Origin of the sequence: Porticoccus sp. W117 (assembly GCF_030341905.1) — a bacterium.
GTDB lineage: Bacteria > Pseudomonadota > Gammaproteobacteria > Pseudomonadales > Porticoccaceae > SCSIO-12696.
Genome location: NZ_JATAAF010000009.1, coordinates 68,696 through 84,082, shown reverse-complemented (window position 1 = coordinate 84,082; position 15,387 = coordinate 68,696). Strand labels below are relative to the sequence as shown.

Annotated in this window: 15 protein-coding genes; all 15 read left to right on the top strand. The window is 53.2% G+C overall.

The features are described 5' to 3' along the window. Positions 1–36 precede the first annotated feature (36 nt). The 15 genes from cobO (at position 37) to QSV34_RS08565 (ending at position 15,376) form a co-directional block, all read left to right on the top strand. The gene (cobO, locus tag QSV34_RS08635) at positions 37–651 is read left to right on the top strand and encodes a cob(I)yrinic acid a,c-diamide adenosyltransferase (RefSeq protein WP_289153789.1); all 615 of its coding nucleotides are present in this window, start codon (positions 37–39) and stop codon (positions 649–651) included. Beyond that, entirely contained in the window at positions 651–2,114 is a 1,464-nt protein-coding gene (locus QSV34_RS08630; protein WP_289153787.1) for a cobyric acid synthase, read from the top strand. Before cobO ends, QSV34_RS08630 begins: the two co-directional genes overlap by 1 nt. Continuing rightward, complete coding sequence (locus tag QSV34_RS08625) at positions 2,111–2,833, top strand: adenosylcobinamide amidohydrolase (protein ID WP_289153786.1); 723 nt, start codon at positions 2,111–2,113, stop codon at positions 2,831–2,833. The genes QSV34_RS08630 and QSV34_RS08625 overlap by 4 nt, the downstream gene beginning before the upstream one ends. Before the next feature lies 1 nt (position 2,834). Next, on the top strand, positions 2,835–3,869 hold the full coding sequence (locus QSV34_RS08620) for a FecCD family ABC transporter permease (RefSeq protein ID WP_289153785.1): 1,035 nt from the start codon (positions 2,835–2,837) through the stop codon (positions 3,867–3,869). 9 nt (positions 3,870–3,878) lie between these two features. Then, on the top strand, positions 3,879–4,661 hold the full coding sequence (locus QSV34_RS08615) for a heme ABC transporter ATP-binding protein (RefSeq protein ID WP_289153782.1): 783 nt from the start codon (positions 3,879–3,881) through the stop codon (positions 4,659–4,661). Between the two features lie 10 nt (positions 4,662–4,671). After that, positions 4,672–5,190: a bifunctional adenosylcobinamide kinase/adenosylcobinamide-phosphate guanylyltransferase gene (gene cobU / locus QSV34_RS08610; protein ID WP_289153780.1), complete on the top strand. Its 519-nt coding sequence runs from the start codon at positions 4,672–4,674 to the stop codon at positions 5,188–5,190. Beyond that, on the top strand, positions 5,187–6,257 hold the full coding sequence (gene cobT / locus QSV34_RS08605; protein ID WP_289153779.1) for a nicotinate-nucleotide--dimethylbenzimidazole phosphoribosyltransferase: 1,071 nt from the start codon (positions 5,187–5,189) through the stop codon (positions 6,255–6,257). Before cobU ends, cobT begins: the two co-directional genes overlap by 4 nt. Continuing rightward, a complete protein-coding gene (locus tag QSV34_RS08600; protein ID WP_289153778.1) occupies positions 6,244–6,903 on the top strand; it encodes a histidine phosphatase family protein in 660 nt (219 codons plus the stop codon). Before cobT ends, QSV34_RS08600 begins: the two co-directional genes overlap by 14 nt. Then, positions 6,900–7,661 carry an adenosylcobinamide-GDP ribazoletransferase gene (locus tag QSV34_RS08595; RefSeq protein ID WP_289153777.1) on the top strand — a complete coding sequence of 254 codons (762 nt, stop codon included), beginning with the start codon at positions 6,900–6,902 and terminating at the stop codon, positions 7,659–7,661. Before QSV34_RS08600 ends, QSV34_RS08595 begins: the two co-directional genes overlap by 4 nt. Continuing rightward, positions 7,658–8,566 carry an adenosylcobinamide-phosphate synthase CbiB gene (gene cbiB, locus QSV34_RS08590; protein ID WP_289153775.1) on the top strand — a complete coding sequence of 303 codons (909 nt, stop codon included), beginning with the start codon at positions 7,658–7,660 and terminating at the stop codon, positions 8,564–8,566. Before QSV34_RS08595 ends, cbiB begins: the two co-directional genes overlap by 4 nt. Positions 8,567–8,582: 16 nt before the next feature. After that, the gene (gene cobD, locus QSV34_RS08585; protein ID WP_289153773.1) at positions 8,583–9,608 is read left to right on the top strand and encodes a threonine-phosphate decarboxylase CobD; all 1,026 of its coding nucleotides are present in this window, start codon (positions 8,583–8,585) and stop codon (positions 9,606–9,608) included. Beyond that, positions 9,605–10,495 (top strand): cobalamin-binding protein, encoded by an 891-nt coding sequence (locus QSV34_RS08580; RefSeq protein ID WP_289153771.1) that lies wholly within the window; start codon positions 9,605–9,607, stop codon positions 10,493–10,495. Before cobD ends, QSV34_RS08580 begins: the two co-directional genes overlap by 4 nt. Next, a complete protein-coding gene (bluB, locus tag QSV34_RS08575) occupies positions 10,492–11,169 on the top strand; it encodes a 5,6-dimethylbenzimidazole synthase (protein ID WP_289153769.1) in 678 nt (225 codons plus the stop codon). Before QSV34_RS08580 ends, bluB begins: the two co-directional genes overlap by 4 nt. Positions 11,170–11,582: 413 nt before the next feature. After that, positions 11,583–14,885: a DUF6531 domain-containing protein gene (locus QSV34_RS08570; RefSeq protein WP_289153768.1), complete on the top strand. Its 3,303-nt coding sequence runs from the start codon at positions 11,583–11,585 to the stop codon at positions 14,883–14,885. Continuing rightward, complete coding sequence (locus tag QSV34_RS08565) at positions 14,882–15,376, top strand: hypothetical protein (RefSeq protein WP_289153767.1); 495 nt, start codon at positions 14,882–14,884, stop codon at positions 15,374–15,376. The genes QSV34_RS08570 and QSV34_RS08565 overlap by 4 nt, the downstream gene beginning before the upstream one ends. The last annotated feature ends 11 nt before the right edge of the window (positions 15,377–15,387 follow it).

The window sequence follows — 15,387 nt, the reverse complement described above, 5'->3', positions numbered from 1 at the left end:
TTGCATTTCTGAAGAACTCAATTCGGAGAGTCGGGCATGACTGAAAAAGACGACAAAAAATCCGCTGCTCACAAACGCAAAATGCAAAAGCAAAAGGAAAAGGTGGACGCCCATATTGCTGCCGCCAACGAGGAGCGCGGCTTGGTGTTGTTGCTTACCGGCGATGGCAAAGGCAAAAGCAGTTCCGCGTTTGGCATGGTAATGCGCAGCCTCGGTTATGGCTACAAGGTGGGGATCACGCAATTTATCAAAGGCGTTCAGAAATCCGGTGAGGAGTTGTTTATTCGCGACAAACACCCGGAAGTGGATTTCTACCAAATGGGCACCGGTTTCACCTGGAACACCCAGGATCGCGACGGCGATATCGCTGCCGCTGAAACAACCTGGCAGCAGGCGGCGCGAATGCTCAGCGACGACAGCCTGCATCTGGTAGTGCTGGACGAGCTGACCTATATGCTCGGCTACAAATACCTGGATGAAACCATGGTGCTGGATGCCATCCGCAACCGTCCGCCGGAGCAAACTGTTGTGGTCACCGGCCGCGGCGGCGGCTCCGCATTGCAAGAGCTGGCGGATACGGTGTCGGAAGTTAAGGACACCAAGCATGCCTACGCCTCCGGTTTGAAAGCGCGTAAGGGTGTGGACTTTTAATGGCCGCTACCCTGATGGTACAGGGCACCACCTCTGACGCCGGCAAAAGCGTACTGGTGGCGGGCCTGTGTCGTCTGTTGGCTCGCCAAGGCATTAAAGTCGCACCCTTTAAACCGCAAAATATGGCCCTGAATAGCGCCGTCACCGACGATGGTGGCGAGATCGGTCGCGCTCAGGCTCTGCAGGCGCAAGCCTGTTTTCTTGCCTCTCACACGGATATGAATCCGGTACTGCTCAAGCCATCCAGCGATACTGGCGCCCAGGTAATTATTCACGGCAAAGCGCTCAGCAATATGGACGCGGTTGGCTTTCACGATTACAAAAAAGTCGCCCTCAATGCAGTGCTGGAATCCCATCAACGGTTGAGCGATCAATACCCGGTGATTGTGGTGGAAGGCGCTGGCAGCCCTGCGGAAATCAATTTGCGGGAAGGGGATATCGCCAATATGGGGTTTGCCGAGGCGGTGGATTGCCCGGTTATTCTGGTTGCCGATATCGACCGTGGTGGCGTGTTCGCCCACTTGGTCGGCACCCTGGAATTACTGTCGGAATCCGAGCGCAACCGGGTAGTGGGTTTCGTGATCAACAAATTTCGCGGCGATATTTCCCTGTTGCAATCCGGCCTCGATTGGCTGGAAGAAAAAACCGCTGTACCAGTACTGGGGGTGTTGCCCTACCTGCAGAACTTCCACCTGGACGCGGAAGATGCCATTGCCGCCGAACAAATCATTGACGCCGAAAAACCATTAAAAGTTGTTGTTCCGGTGTTTTCCCGAATCAGCAATCACACTGATTTCGATGCACTGCGGCTGCACCCACAGGTGGATTTGCACTACGTGGGCCCGGGTCAGCCGCTGCCGGCGGCGGACCTGATTATTTTGCCGGGCAGTAAAAACGTGCGCGGCGACTTGCAGTGGTTGCGGGACAATGGCTGGCACCTGGATATCGAACGCCACCTGCGTTACGGCGGCAAAGTGCTGGGCATTTGTGGTGGCTACCAGATGTTGGGGCGACGCATTAACGATCTCTACGGTGTTGAGAGCACCGCCGGGGCCAGCGATGGTTTGGGCTGGCTGGACATTGAAACCGATCTGGCGGAACACAAACAATTGCAGCAGGTCAGCGGCCAATTGAAGCTGGGGGATGCGGCAGTTTGTGGCTATGAAATTCACTGCGGCATTAGCCGTGGAGAGGGCTTGCAAACCCCGCTGGTGCAGCTGGATGATGGCCGTTGCGATGGCGCAGTATCCGCTGATGGGCAGGTCGCCGGTACCTATTTGCACGGTCTGTTCGACCGCCCTGAAGCCACCCAGGGGGTTTTGCAGTGGGCCGGGTTGCACAGTGCCAATGCCGTGGATGTTAGCGCATTGCGGGAACAACAGTTGGAACGTTTGGCGGACACTCTGGATCAGCATCTCGACTTTTCCAAGCTCAATGTCCAAGTGGCAGGACTCAATCAATGACCGCCATTGCCCACGAACAAAAACTGTTTGCCGGCGCTTATTTGCAGCACAGCGAGAACTTTGTTCGCTTGCGGTTTGAACAACCTCGCCAATCACTCAGTTCGGCGGTGCTCAATGGCGGCAGCGTACTGGCGCAGCAGTTTATCAATTTGAAGGTGAGCTCCGAATACGCGCTGCCTGACGAAGACCCTGCAGATACCCTGCAAAAGTTTTGCGCCGCTAACCACTGGCCGGGTACTACCGTGGGCATGATGACCGCGGCCTCCATGAATTCCCTGCGGGTGCGCTGTGAGCACATTGATGATGTGCCACTGGCGATACTGGTAACCACTGGCCTGGGTAACGCCCGCCGCGCCGGTGACCGGGCCGAATATCGGCAGCTGGCCTGCCAGCCGCAAAAAGTGGGCACCATCAATCTGGCCATTTGTTTGGAAGCGCCGCTGCGACCAGAGGCCATGGTGGAATTGATCACCGTAGCAACGGAAGCCAAGGCTGCGGCATTGCAGCAGGCTGAAGTGATCAGCCCGGTATCCAGAGCACTGGCCACTGGCACCGGTACCGACGCGGTGGCGCTGTTTTGCTCACTGCAGTCAGACCAGAGCAATCCAATACGCTTTGCCGGCAAGCACACCTTATTGGGTGAGCGAGTTGGCTGCCTGGTAATCGATGCCATTGTGGATTCGCTGCAATTCACCGACAGCGAAAAGCGGGAGTACTGAGATGCGCCCACTGACCAGCACCCAATTACTGAACGTTTTGGCACTGTTACTGCCCGTTGCAGTTGTCGCCGGCTGCTTGGTGGGGCCCACGGTTATTCCTGCTGCCGCGTTGGGGGAGGGGCTGAGCCATCTGGTTGGCCTGTCCAGCGACCCTCTCAGTCAATCCGGCCTGATCGTTTCTGGCATTCGCCTTCCCAGAGTGCTGCTGTCGGCGCTGACTGGCGCAACCCTGGCCTGTTGTGGCGCGGTGTTACAGGGGCTGTTTCGCAACCCGTTGGCAGACCCCACGGTGATCGGTGTGGCGGCGGGTGCCTCGGCGGGCGCCAGTGCCGCCATTGTGTTTGGCAGTCTTTTTCTGGCGGCAGGTACGGTTGGCCTGCCAGTGGTAGGGCTTGGGGCTTTTGTGGGCGGCCTGCTGGCCTCTATCGTGGTTTACCGGTTGGCGACCTCCAGTACCGGCACCTCTGTGGCCACCATGTTGTTGGCGGGCATTGCTATCAGTTCCCTGGCGGCGGCAATTAGCAACCTGCTCAGCTATCTGGCGGACAACGATATGTTGCGCCGCATCAGCCTGTGGCAAATGGGCAACCTCAATGGTGCCGATTGGGCACGAGTTGCGGTAGGGGCCGGGCTGCTGGCCATGTTGTTGCCGTTGTTTTGCCGCGACAGCCGTGCTCTCAACGCCATGTTGTTGGGAGAGTCGGAAGCCCGCCATTTGGGCATTGGTGTGGAGTGGTTAAAACGGCGGCAGATTTTGCTGTGCTCCATGGGTATTGGTGTTTCCATTTCCATTGCCGGCTTGATTGCCTTTGTGGGGTTGATCATTCCCCATCTGGTGCGCCTGTTGATCGGCCCGGATCATCGCTACTTGCTGCCGGCGGCCGCCATGGCCGGAGCCATTTTACTGGTGCTGGCGGATGTGGTGGCGCGAGTGGTGTTGGCCCCGGCGGAGCTGCCCACCGGTATTCTCACGGCGCTGCTTGGCGTGCCCTTTTTCGTCTCCCTGCTGATTCAGCAGCGGCGTCATACGGTGTGAGGTGGGGCGATGCTAACGGCACATGATTTGAAAATGTCCTTGTCTGGCACGCCGGTATTGGATCAGGTGTCACTGCAATTGGCCGCTGGCCAGGTGATGGTGATATTGGGCCCCAACGGCACCGGCAAAACCACTTTGCTGAAAGTGCTCACTGGCGAACTGACCCCTGACGATGGCGCCGTGCAGTTTCAGCAACAGCCGCTCAAACAATGGTCGGCGGCAGCCCGCGCCCAGAGATTGGCGGTGCTGCCCCAGCACTCCACCTTGAACTTCCCATTTACTGCCCGCGAAGTGGTATTGCTGGGTCGCAGTGCCCACAGCAGCGGGCAGGTGCGCGACCGGGCCATTGTCGACAGTGCTTTGGCGCTGGTGGATGGCAGTTATCTGGCCGAGCGTTTTTACACGCAACTCTCTGGCGGGGAAAAACAGCGGGTGCAACTGGCGCGGGTACTGGCGCAAATCTGGGAACCACCCAGCGATGGGCTGCCGGGAGATGAGCGCTTTCTGGTTCTCGATGAACCCACCTCGTCCTTTGACCTGTCCCACCGCCAACTGATGCTGGACGTGATCAAGCATTTCGCCAAACAGGGCGTCGGTGTGTTGATGGTGTCCCACGATCTGAATTTGGCCGCCCAGTGTGCCGACCAGGTGATGTTGCTCAGCTGTGGCCATGTGGCGGCCTGTGGCGATTGCGATACGGTGTTGCGCGAGCCGCTGTTGCGGGATGTGTTTATGGCGGATATTGAGGTGGTGCCTCATCCGAGCACCGGGCAATCGTTGATTATCTACTGAGGCAACACAAATGCACCAATTGATACTGGGTGGGGCCCGCTCCGGCAAAAGCCGTTTGGCAGAGCAGCGTGCACTGCAATTGGCGGAGCACAGCGGTGGGCCGCTGTTTTACCTGGCCACTGCCACCGCCGGTGATGACGAAATGGCCGAGCGCATCGCTCACCATCGCCAGCGTCGCAGCGATCAGTGGCAGTTGCTGGAAGAGCCGCTGACGCTCATCGACACCCTGCGCGCCAACGATGGCAGCGGCCATGTGATTTTGGTGGATTGCCTGACTCTGTGGCTCAGCAACTGCCTGCACCACCAGTGTTGGCAGGCACAACGGGATAGCCTGTTGCAAGGGCTGGCGAATTTGCGCAGCCAGGTGATTTTTGTCAGCAACGAAGTGGGCTCCGGGGTGGTGCCGTTGGGGCAGTTGTCGCGTCAGTTTGTGGACGAAAGCGGCTTTTTACATCAGGCCCTGGCGCAGCAGTGCCAGCAAGTGACATTGACTGTGGCGGGGCTGCCACTGGAGTTAAAACAGCCATGACACAAGAAAAACCAACTCCTGCCTGGTGGCAAATAGAAATCGCCAAACCCACTGATGCTGCCATGAACAAGGCGCGGCAACGTCAGGAGCAATTGACCAAGCCCCCCGGTTCTCTTGGGCAATTGGAAAATCTGGCGGTGCAATTTGCCGGTTGGCAAAACAGCGAACAGCCCGCTGTCGAGCGGGTGGCGGTGCGAATTTTTGCTGCGGATCATGGTGTTGTCAGCGAAGGCGTATCGGCGTTTCCGCAAGTGGTTACCGCCGAAATGGTACGCAACTTTGCCCGCGGCGGTGCTGCTATTTGTGTACTGTCCCGGCAAATGGACGCGGATTTTGCGGTGCTCAACATGGGCACAGTTACCGAGCTGGAGCCTTTGCCGGGGGTGACCAATGTGCAACTGGCAGCAGGTACCGAGAACTTTTGTCAGACGGCGGCAATGAGTGAATCGGTGGTTGCCGAAGCACTGCAAGCGGGAGCTGACAGTGTGGTTGACGCCGATCTGTTTATCGGCGGTGAAATGGGCATTGGCAACACCACCGCAGCCGCCGCACTGACCAGCCAGTTGCTCGGCTTGCCGCCACTGGTGACGGTAGGGCGTGGCACTGGCGTGGATGACCAGGGCTGGGCGCGTAAGCGCAATGCGGTACAGCGGGCCTTGGACTTGCATAGTGAGCATTTGCATAGTGAACACTGCCAGCAACCGCTTGAAATACTGCGGCGTTTGGGTGGGCTGGAGATCGCCGCTCTTGTGGGAGCCTATATCAGTGCAGCACAACGGAGCATACCCAGTCTGGTAGATGGCTACATCTGCTCTGCTGCGGCACTGGTGGCTTGCCGCCTTAAGCCCGCAGTGCGTGACTGGCTGCTGTTTGCCCATCGTTCTGCAGAGCCGGGCCACCGCCATATTCTCGAACACCTGCAAGCTGAACCACTATTGGACTTTGGTATGCGCTTGGGTGAGGGCAGCGGCGCGGCGGTGGCGGTACCGCTGTTGCGTTCCGCCTGTCAGTTACACAATCAGATGGCCACGTTTGCCGAGGCGAGTGTTAGCGATGGCCAGCAATGAATGCCTGATAACCCGAGTCGATTTGCTGCGCCATGGTCACTGCCGTGATGGCGAGATATTACGCGGTACCACCGACAGCCTGCTTAGCGATAACGGCTGGCAACAAATGCATCAGACAGTGGAACCACACAATGATTGGCAGCAGATTATTTGTTCCCCGCTAAAACGCTGCCATCAATTTGGTCAACAATTGGCACAACAGTTGGATATAGAGTGCAGCCAGGTGAAAGGTTTTCGAGAAATTGATTTCGGTAAATGGGAGGGCCGCCTGATCAGCGATCTGTGGCAGCAGGAAGCGGAATTGGTCGGCCGCTATTTTGCCGAACCGGGGTCAGTGACTCCGCAGGGTGGTGAATCACTGAGTACGGCCAACCAGCGTGTCGCCAATGCCTGGCAGAACATGTTGCAGCAGCACCGAGGCCAGCGGCTTTTGATCGTTACTCACGGCGGCACCATTCGCTTGCTGTTGGCTCAATTGTTATCGATGCCTTTGGCTGCTCTGGCCCGCTTGACCGTGCCTTATGGCAGTTGTACCCGCGTGGAAATCTATCACCAGCCGGATGGTGATTACCCGTCGCTGGTCAGCCATAACCCCGCTGGTTTGGCGACGCCGGGCCAGGATACGTATGGAGTGAGTACAGGGTGAATATTGCTCAGGAATGGCTGGCACTGCGGGTGGCGTTGCAGTTTCTCAGCTGTCTGCCCGTGACCGTCCGTGAGGAAATAACTCCTGCCCTGTGGGCTCGTTCACTGCTGTGGTATCCGGCAGTGGGGCTGATTATCGGGCTGCTGTTGTGGTTGGCTTGTGCTCTGTTGCCAGAACAATTGCCGGCGCTGCTCGGCGCGGCTCTGTTGGTGGCATTGTGGGTCGGGTTAACCGGGGCACTGCATCTGGATGGCTGGGCGGATTGCGTGGATGCCTGGGTAGGCGGTATCGGCGACCGGGAACGCACCCTGGCCATTATGAAAGACCCACGTTGTGGGCCCATGGCGGTGGTGGCACTGGTCTGTCTGCTGTTGCTGAAAGTATCTGCCCTGATGGCGTTGTTGCTGGTCGGGGCAGGGTACTGGTGGTTGATTCCACTGTTGGCGCGGACGTTGATATTACCCGCCTTTTTGCAGCTGCCCTATGTGCGCAGCGAGGGTCTGGGCAGCGCCCTGGCGGAACACTTGCCGCGCCGCGCCGCCGTTATCTCATTGTTGTTATCGCTGGCCCTGTTGTTTCTGCTACTGCCATTTATGGTGTGGCTGAGCTGGTTGTTGGCAGCGGGATTGCTGTTTGTGGGCTGGCGGCAGGTGGTGATGGCGCGCTTGCAGGGGTTTACCGGCGACTGTGTCGGTGCCCTGGTGGCAGTTGCTGAAGTGGCGTTGTTAGTGGTGACGGCATTGGGTGTCTATCAATGACAGCCATCCTGGTTAGCTTTGCATTGTTGCTCGATAGCTGGCTTGGGGAAGTGCGGCGTTTTCATCCACTGGTGGGCTTTGGCCACTGCGCTCGTATGGCTGAAAAGCTATTAATTCGCCAGGGCGGATTGCTGCGGCTGATGGGTTTTATCGGCTGGGCAATATTAGTCATTCCCTTGCCGTTGGTGCTGTGGTGGTTACTGGACCAGTTGCCACTTTGGCTGAACGGATTGTTGCAGGCGGTGGTTTTGTATTTCTGTGTTGGTGGGCGCAGTCTGGTGGAGCATGCCCGTCGGGTCAGCACACCGCTGTTGGCCGGTGACCTGCCCGCAGCGCGGCAGGCGGTGGCGATGATTGTCAGCCGCGATACTCAGAATATGGATCAACCAGCCGTCGTGCGCGCTACCGTCGAGTCAGTGTTGGAAAACGGCAGTGATGCCCAATTGGCGCCGCTGTTCTGGTTTGTACTGGCGGGGGCTCCGGGTGCGTTGCTTTATCGCCTTGCCAACACCCTGGATGCCATGTGGGGTTATCGCAATTCGCGCTACTGGGATTACGGGTTTGCCGCCGCCAAACTTGATGATGGGCTTAACTGGTTGCCAGCTCGCCTGTGTGCTTTCAGCTATGGGTTGATGGGCAACCTGCAGTTGGCGCTGCACTGTTGGCGCCAACAGGCACCGCAGATGGACAGCCCCAATGGTGGCCCGGTAATGGCGGCTGGTGCCGGCGCGTTGGATATTCAGCTCGGTGGCAATGCGGTTTACGGGGATCAGCTCAAACGGCGCCCTCAACTGGGCAGCGACCGTGTTGCCGATGTTAGCGATATCGAGCGCGCCATCCAGTTGTTTATCAACACCTGCCTGCTGTGGTGGGCAGTGGTTGTTGTTGGGGTTGTTATCTGGTGAAAGGTTGAAACAGACGGTGAAGAAACTGAAACACGGTGGTGATCTGGCTCGCGCTGAGGCGGAATTCGGCGTGCCGGCAGCGGATTGGCTGGATTTGTCTACCGGTATCAGCCCCTGGTGCTGGCCGGTGCCGGAACTGCCAGAGTCTGTTTGGCGAACACTGCCAGGGGATGGGGCAGGGTTAAAAACGGCTGCAGCCGAATACTACGGCCTGAGCACAGAGGCTGTGCTGCCAGTGCCTGGTTCGCAATTGGCGATACAGACCATTCCCACTCTGTTTGAACCGGCGGCAGTGGCGATTCCCCGCTGGGGTTACGGGGAGCATCGCCTGGGTTGGCAACGCGCTGGTCACCATATCGTGCATTACCGAAATGCCGCTGAGCTTTGCCAACTGGTGGCCGCCGGACAAGTGCAACACGTGGTAGTGATCAACCCCAATAACCCCAGTGCGGAGCGGTTTTCGACTGAGGATTTACTGGGTTTGCAGCGTCAACTAAAGCACAAAGACGGTTGGCTGGTAGTGGATGAGGCGTTTATAGACAGCAGCCCGGAACACAGTCTGGCTAGCCATTGCCCGTTGCCGGGGCTGGTGGTGTTGCGCTCGCCGGGGAAGTTTTTTGGCTTGGCCGGATTGCGGCTCGGCTTTGCTATTGCCCCAGCCGCGCTGTTGACTCAGTTGGCGCAGTTACTGCCGCCCTGGATAGTCAGCCATCCCGCATTGTGGGTTGGTGAGCGGGCATTGGCTGATTGCCAGTGGCAACAACAACAGCGTGAACGACTGGCACAAGCATCCAGCCAGTGGCTACAGCAATTGCGTCAGGCACTGCCGACGCTGGATTGGGTGGCCACGCCACTGTTTGTTTCTGGCAGTGGCGATGACAACTATTGCCAGCAGATTTATCAGCAGTTGGGCCAGCAAGGAATTTTGGTGCGTATTTTTGATGCGGTGGATGGCGTAAATCGGCTGCGCTTTGGGATACCTGCCAATAAGGCCGAGGGGCAGCGGGCATTAAATGCTTTGAGTGAGGAGGTGAGTGCATGAGTCGGGTATGGATAGCCATGGCTTTTGTTTTGGCAAACACGGTCGCGCAGGCCGAGATTCGCATGAACGACGACCTTGGCCATGAGCTGGTGCTGACCAAACCCGCCCAACGGGTGATCAGCCTGGCCCCCCACATCACCGAGGCGCTGTTTGAAGTTGGTGCCGGGGATCTGATTGTCGGTGCCGTGGATTACAGCGACTACCCGGAGGCTGCCAAACAGATTCCCCGAGTGGGTTCCAATAAAGATGTGAGCTATGAAACAGTGGTCAGCCTGAAGCCGGATCTGGTGCTTGCCTGGAACAGCAACGGCGGTGACAAGATCATCAGGCGGTTAAAAGCGTTGGGTATCCCCGTGTTTGTGGACGACCCAAAAACCCTCGATGACGTGGGCGATATTTTAGGGCAATTTGGCGAGCTCACCGGGCGAAAAACACAGGGTAGAGTGGCCCAACAGCGTTACCGACAGCGCCTGGGCGAACTGCGCAATGCCAACAGTAACAAGCCGCCACTGACAGTGTTTTACCAGGTTTGGCACCAGCCGCTGATGACCTTGAACGGCGATACGCTGATCTCGGACATCATCGAAATGTGTGGCGGGGTAAATTCTTTTGCCGATGCTATTCCCATTGTGCCGCGTTTGAATGTGGAGTCGGTGATCACTGCCGATCCACAGGTGATCGTCGCCAGCGGCATGGGCAAAGCGCGACCGGAGTGGCTCGACGATTGGTTGGAATGGCCCATTATGCAAGCGGTTCAAAACGACCAACTGTATTTTGTCGAGCCAGATATTTTGCACCGCCACTCCCCCCGTATTTTGTTGGGGGCGGCGCAGATGTGTGAGCATTTGGACAAGGCCAGAGCCGCCTTGTTGACGGAGGCTAAATGATGAATTCACCCACAAGCCCACAGGAAGTTCATGAGTGCGACCGCCTGGGGTTTTATAACGTACTCTACAGCCGTCGCGACGTGCGCGCGGAATTTCTGCCCGATAAAATTCCCCATGATGTACTGATGCGAGTACTGGACGCTGCTCATCACGCCCCTTCCGTAGGCTTGTCGCAGCCCTGGAATTTTGTGGTGGTGGACGATCAACTCGTCAAAAAACAGGTTCACCGGGCTTTTCTCGGTGCCAATGCCGAAGCCGCAGAAATGTTTCCTGAAGAGCGCCGCGATCATTACCGGCAGTTGAAGCTTCAGGGCATACTGGAGGCGCCGATTAACCTTGTTATTACCTGTGACCACAGCCGCGGCGGCCAAGTAGTATTGGGCAAAACCCACCAGCCGGAAACGGACCTCTACAGCACCGTTTGTGCGGTGCAAAACCTGTGGTTGGCGGCCCGTGCCGAACAATTGGGGGTGGGCTGGGTGTCGATCATCAAGCCCCAGGCGCTGCGAAGCATATTCGGATTGCCCGACCACATTACTCCGGTGGCTTATCTGTGTATCGGCTATGTCGAATTCTTTCGCGGTGAACCGGAATTGCAGGAAAAAAACTGGGCCAAGAGAGCGCCGCTGGATTCGTTGGTGTTTCGCAATGGCTGGGGGTTGAAAGGCAGTTAATTGACCGGGCAATCAAATACTTCGTCTTGGACTATTTGATTGTCTACGAGCTTTGTGACCACTTTCTGTTGGTCGGTCATTATTTTGTTTGAGGTAACAATAACAATAATCGTCCTACCTACGTGATGCGGTAAATTACACTTGCCGATTGGTAACAGGGATTGCCGGGCCGAATAGGCTGGTAGTCAAATCCAACCAAATCATAGGGTGATAGGACATTGTTGGGCAATCTACTTTGTATTTATGGTGACCTTTCAAGAGTGGGCTTTGTTCAGAGCACACTCGTTCTATCAGATAACATAGTTACATCCTCTTGCTATTACCAAAACACCCCGCAATAGACTTTATTGCGGGGTGTTTTGTATTGGGCGTTCAGGTTTATCGCCCAATTATGAGGTTACAAGGAGTTTATTATGCGTACATTGCTTTCCTTAGTTTTGCTTCTCTGCACAAATATAGTTTGTGCAAGTGGTCTGCAAGTCCAGATTCCAGAAGATTTGAAAGACGAGGCCGCCAAGCAAGCCTATAAAGATGCTGTATTGGATGGTGCACTCGATGCAGTGAATGAGCTTTCCTCGCGAAGACGCTCAAATATCTTGTTTCCGAACGAACAAAGCCCTTTTTACGGCGTTCAGATGAACTACGTAAATGTATCCAAGGGAAATTTAACGTTTCTGACACGTGACAAGGTAGTGGTTGATCGAATGCCGCTTGTAGTGGGGCGGGTTTATGATTCAAGCAAGACCACATCAGAAGACTTCGGGCCGGGGTGGAAGCTCTCATTTGTAGAACAGCTAGAGAAAGTTGGCGAAACGTTTTTCTATCGAGACAGTACAAACTCTGAGTACAAGCTGCTTAAAAATGGCAGGAAATTATATTCTGAATATCCCCACCTGACGGGTATTGAAGGTGGGTTGAAGAATGGCCCATCAATAACTCTAACGGTAAATGGCCTGCAGAAGTTATTTACCAAGTATAAGAGTAAGTTTTTACTGACTAGAGTTTCACACGAAAATGGCTCTTATCTCGAACTCTCGTATAAAAATAGTTTGCTGCATCGAGTTGTAAGTGGTTCTGGTCGAGTGGTTACGATCAAACGCAATGAAAAAGGCCTGATCAAAAAAATCAAAATTGATGGTGGTCAGGAAGTTAAATATAACTACAACGAACAAGGGCTGCTCTCTGAATTAACGGATCTGAGCGGTTCTAAGTGGGTGTTCAAATATAGCGATACAGATATTTTAGCGAAGATCGTCGACCCAAGAAATATAGCAATTCTAAAAGTTTCTTCGAACGGCGATGGAAAAATATCCCGCGTCAAAAGTCAGTCTGACAACTCAGTGTTTGAATATAAGAAGCGATCTACCAAAGTAACTAATAGCCTTTCTCAAACTGCCAAACTTTGGCACCACGAAACCGGCTTAACATCCGCTGCCAGAGATTGGTCAGGTACTGTGAGTCAGCTCAATATCGACAGAGATCTAACAGTTTCCTCGCTTTCTTATAACGAAAAGGCATTTGCCAATCTGCACTACAACAAGGCGGGAAATATTGCCAAGATAGTCTCGCCCAATAATCCGGCTACAAACCAAGTATTTGAATATGACACTAATGGTAATCTGATTGCCACTACTAAAAACGGCGAGGCGTTTAAAAAGTATCAATATGATCACTATGATCGTGTCATCAGCGCTCTGGACGAAAAGGGAGTAAGGGGCTATGGATATAATGAAGATGGCGATTTAAACGCTCTTTCTTTTAACGGAAAAGAGATTGGTTTTAAAACGGATGATATCGGGCAAATTATCAGACTAGAAGCAGATGGTCACACTCTGGCTCTTGGCTATGATAACAATAGCAAAGTCATAGAGATTTCCAATGCAGAAGATGGGGTCAGTTCAAAGGGAGAATTTAATTACAGCCCTAATGGCTTGAGAAGTTATGGTCGCTACGCTTTGGCCAAAGAAGATCAGCAAGTAACCGCTGACTACCATATGAATTATGATGATGCGGCCAACTTTACTGAAATAACGATTGTGGCGGCAGATGGCGGCGAGGGCAGTATCAAGCAAAAACTAAAGATCGGTGCTCGCAATGAACTTTTGAAAGTCACTGGAAGCGATGGGGAAACGCTATTCTCTTATGACAAATTGGGCCGGCCTAAAAGCATCGACACGCCAGGCAGAAATGTACAGTTTCAATACGATACTTTAGGGCGGTTAAGTGATGTCTATATGGATTCTGAGCATATAGTATCGTCCAACTACAAAGCCAATGATCCTGACCCTGCCATAGGCAGTGATGAGCGTACCCCCTACACCTATATAAACTCACCGTTAGCGTCTTACATTTACGGGGACTTGGAATCTATAGCTTATACACGTATTAAAGGTACGCCATACGGCGCTATTCGCTTTGATGCAGATATGGCAAGGTTTCTTATCTCTGATAATGGAGTTCCCAGTCCAGATGCCGTCACTTATGACAGCTTGCGCAGAAGAAACCTGATTTTGAAGGAATCGGCAGAAGCAATGAAGCTGGTGCCGATGCTGGGTTTCGATAAGCCATCGAACGTGTTGTTTATTTCGCCTGAGTACTTTGGCGTTAATTGCTTGTTTGGCTGCCTTGGTTCGGTCTCAGGCTATGTTATCAATCCTATTGCAAATACCACTGTAGGGCAGCCTGTGACCATTACCAGTAGCGCCAGCACCAGTACTTGTGTGGATATTAGCCACCCCATGATTCCTTTTATACCCAGGAATTTTGTCCATAATCTTAGCTTTGGTGATGGACAGTCATCTTTAATACAGTCATCCAATGCCAGTTTTTCGCTTAGCAAAACATACAGTAGTGCTGGGAATTATACGGTTTCAGATGTGGTGAGGTGTACGTGTAATCCACTATTGACTTTAGCGTCAGCTTCAAGAACAGCGAGTGTCGTGACGCCATCAATTTCAATAACAGTTCCTTCTAGCTTGACTTTGCTAGATAATTATTCAGTAAGCACAAATTTGACACCAAGTTCAGTTTCGGCATCTAACTATCATTTCGAAATTAAGAGAAATGGATCTTCTACGTGGTATACGCTTCAAAATGGACAAACAGATACTTTTTCAGACTATGCTAAAGTGGCAGGGAACTTTAAGGTGAGAGCGACAGTTACAATTGACAATGCTACATATACGTCATCTGAAAGTTCATTGACTATGAATTTCCCAGATTTTAATCGAATATCTGCGGATTCATCAGTTGCAAGCGCAGTAAGTAATTCATGGTCAAGTATATTGAATGCTACAACGTCAACAAGTAGGAGAGAGGAGGGGTTCTGGATTCAATTAAACACCAATACTAGAAGCTATGAAATAGGAAGTACCATTCTAGGGGCAGTAGTCCCAAATAACACCACAGCAACATTAACACCAGGCCCTAAGCCATCCGATAGCAATTCTTCACCAACCCCTTTGGATACAGTTACGTACACTGTTGCTTTTTTTCATGGGCATACACCGACTAGATACAGAAATGGCACAAGACCCATAGGGCCTTCTTCAGCCGATAATACTTTCCATTCATCTCCAACTGTTGGTGTTGTCGGGCTTGTCGCTGATTATATTGAGTCTCCTTCTGGTAGTGGGTCTATCCCACCATTTTATAATTTAAATGGGCCATGGATGATTTATCATTCCGGTCCTCAGCGTAGGAGTACTCCGCAATGAAGAAATGGCCGATTTATATTTTGTTATTTTCTGCTTTAGTTTTTTTTATTACTATTTTTGGTTCGAAAATGTATGAGAGTAATGAAGAAAAAAATAAAAATCCAAGTTTTGCGAATGAAAGGGTGATTGATTTGCATAAGTCTGAACAAAAAAATCTAGATTCGGTGAAAGAGTTTAAGAAAGATATAACTGAGTTTTCTTTAAGCTCACTGTTCGTAAAAAATGGAGCTGTTTCTATTGATTCAGATGTAAGTTCTTACGATGATGCTGGTGAAAGAAGGTTGCACCATGCTGATCAGGCCTACAATGCAATAAAGGATCAAATATTTGTCCCTAATGGAGCCAAAATAATTGTAAGGGAAAATGATAATCAGATATTGGTGATGTTTGATAGTCAGCTTCCAGAAGGAAGTTTAGGGTCACATTATGCTGCAAAAGTATTTCTTGATTCTAAAACCGGAGAAGTTATCAATGTGATTTCCGCGCCGTAGCATTGTCCTAA

Excerpts from the sequence above, each read along its gene's own strand:
- cobO (WP_289153789.1), top strand. The coding sequence starts at position 37 with ATGACTGAAAAAGACGACAAAAAATCCGCTGCTCACAAACGCAAAATG.
- QSV34_RS08630 (WP_289153787.1), top strand. The coding sequence starts at position 651 with ATGGCCGCTACCCTGATGGTACAGGGCACCACCTCTGACGCCGGCAAA.
- QSV34_RS08625 (WP_289153786.1), top strand. The coding sequence starts at position 2,111 with ATGACCGCCATTGCCCACGAACAAAAACTGTTTGCCGGCGCTTATTTG.
- QSV34_RS08620 (WP_289153785.1), top strand. The coding sequence starts at position 2,835 with ATGCGCCCACTGACCAGCACCCAATTACTGAACGTTTTGGCACTGTTA.
- QSV34_RS08615 (WP_289153782.1), top strand. The coding sequence starts at position 3,879 with ATGCTAACGGCACATGATTTGAAAATGTCCTTGTCTGGCACGCCGGTA.
- cobU (WP_289153780.1), top strand. The coding sequence starts at position 4,672 with ATGCACCAATTGATACTGGGTGGGGCCCGCTCCGGCAAAAGCCGTTTG.
- cobT (WP_289153779.1), top strand. The coding sequence starts at position 5,187 with ATGACACAAGAAAAACCAACTCCTGCCTGGTGGCAAATAGAAATCGCC.
- QSV34_RS08600 (WP_289153778.1), top strand. The coding sequence starts at position 6,244 with ATGGCCAGCAATGAATGCCTGATAACCCGAGTCGATTTGCTGCGCCAT.
- cbiB (WP_289153775.1), top strand. The coding sequence starts at position 7,658 with ATGACAGCCATCCTGGTTAGCTTTGCATTGTTGCTCGATAGCTGGCTT.
- QSV34_RS08580 (WP_289153771.1), top strand. The coding sequence starts at position 9,605 with ATGAGTCGGGTATGGATAGCCATGGCTTTTGTTTTGGCAAACACGGTC.
- bluB (WP_289153769.1), top strand. The coding sequence starts at position 10,492 with ATGATGAATTCACCCACAAGCCCACAGGAAGTTCATGAGTGCGACCGC.
- QSV34_RS08570 (WP_289153768.1), top strand. The coding sequence starts at position 11,583 with ATGCGTACATTGCTTTCCTTAGTTTTGCTTCTCTGCACAAATATAGTT.
- QSV34_RS08565 (WP_289153767.1), top strand. The coding sequence starts at position 14,882 with ATGAAGAAATGGCCGATTTATATTTTGTTATTTTCTGCTTTAGTTTTT.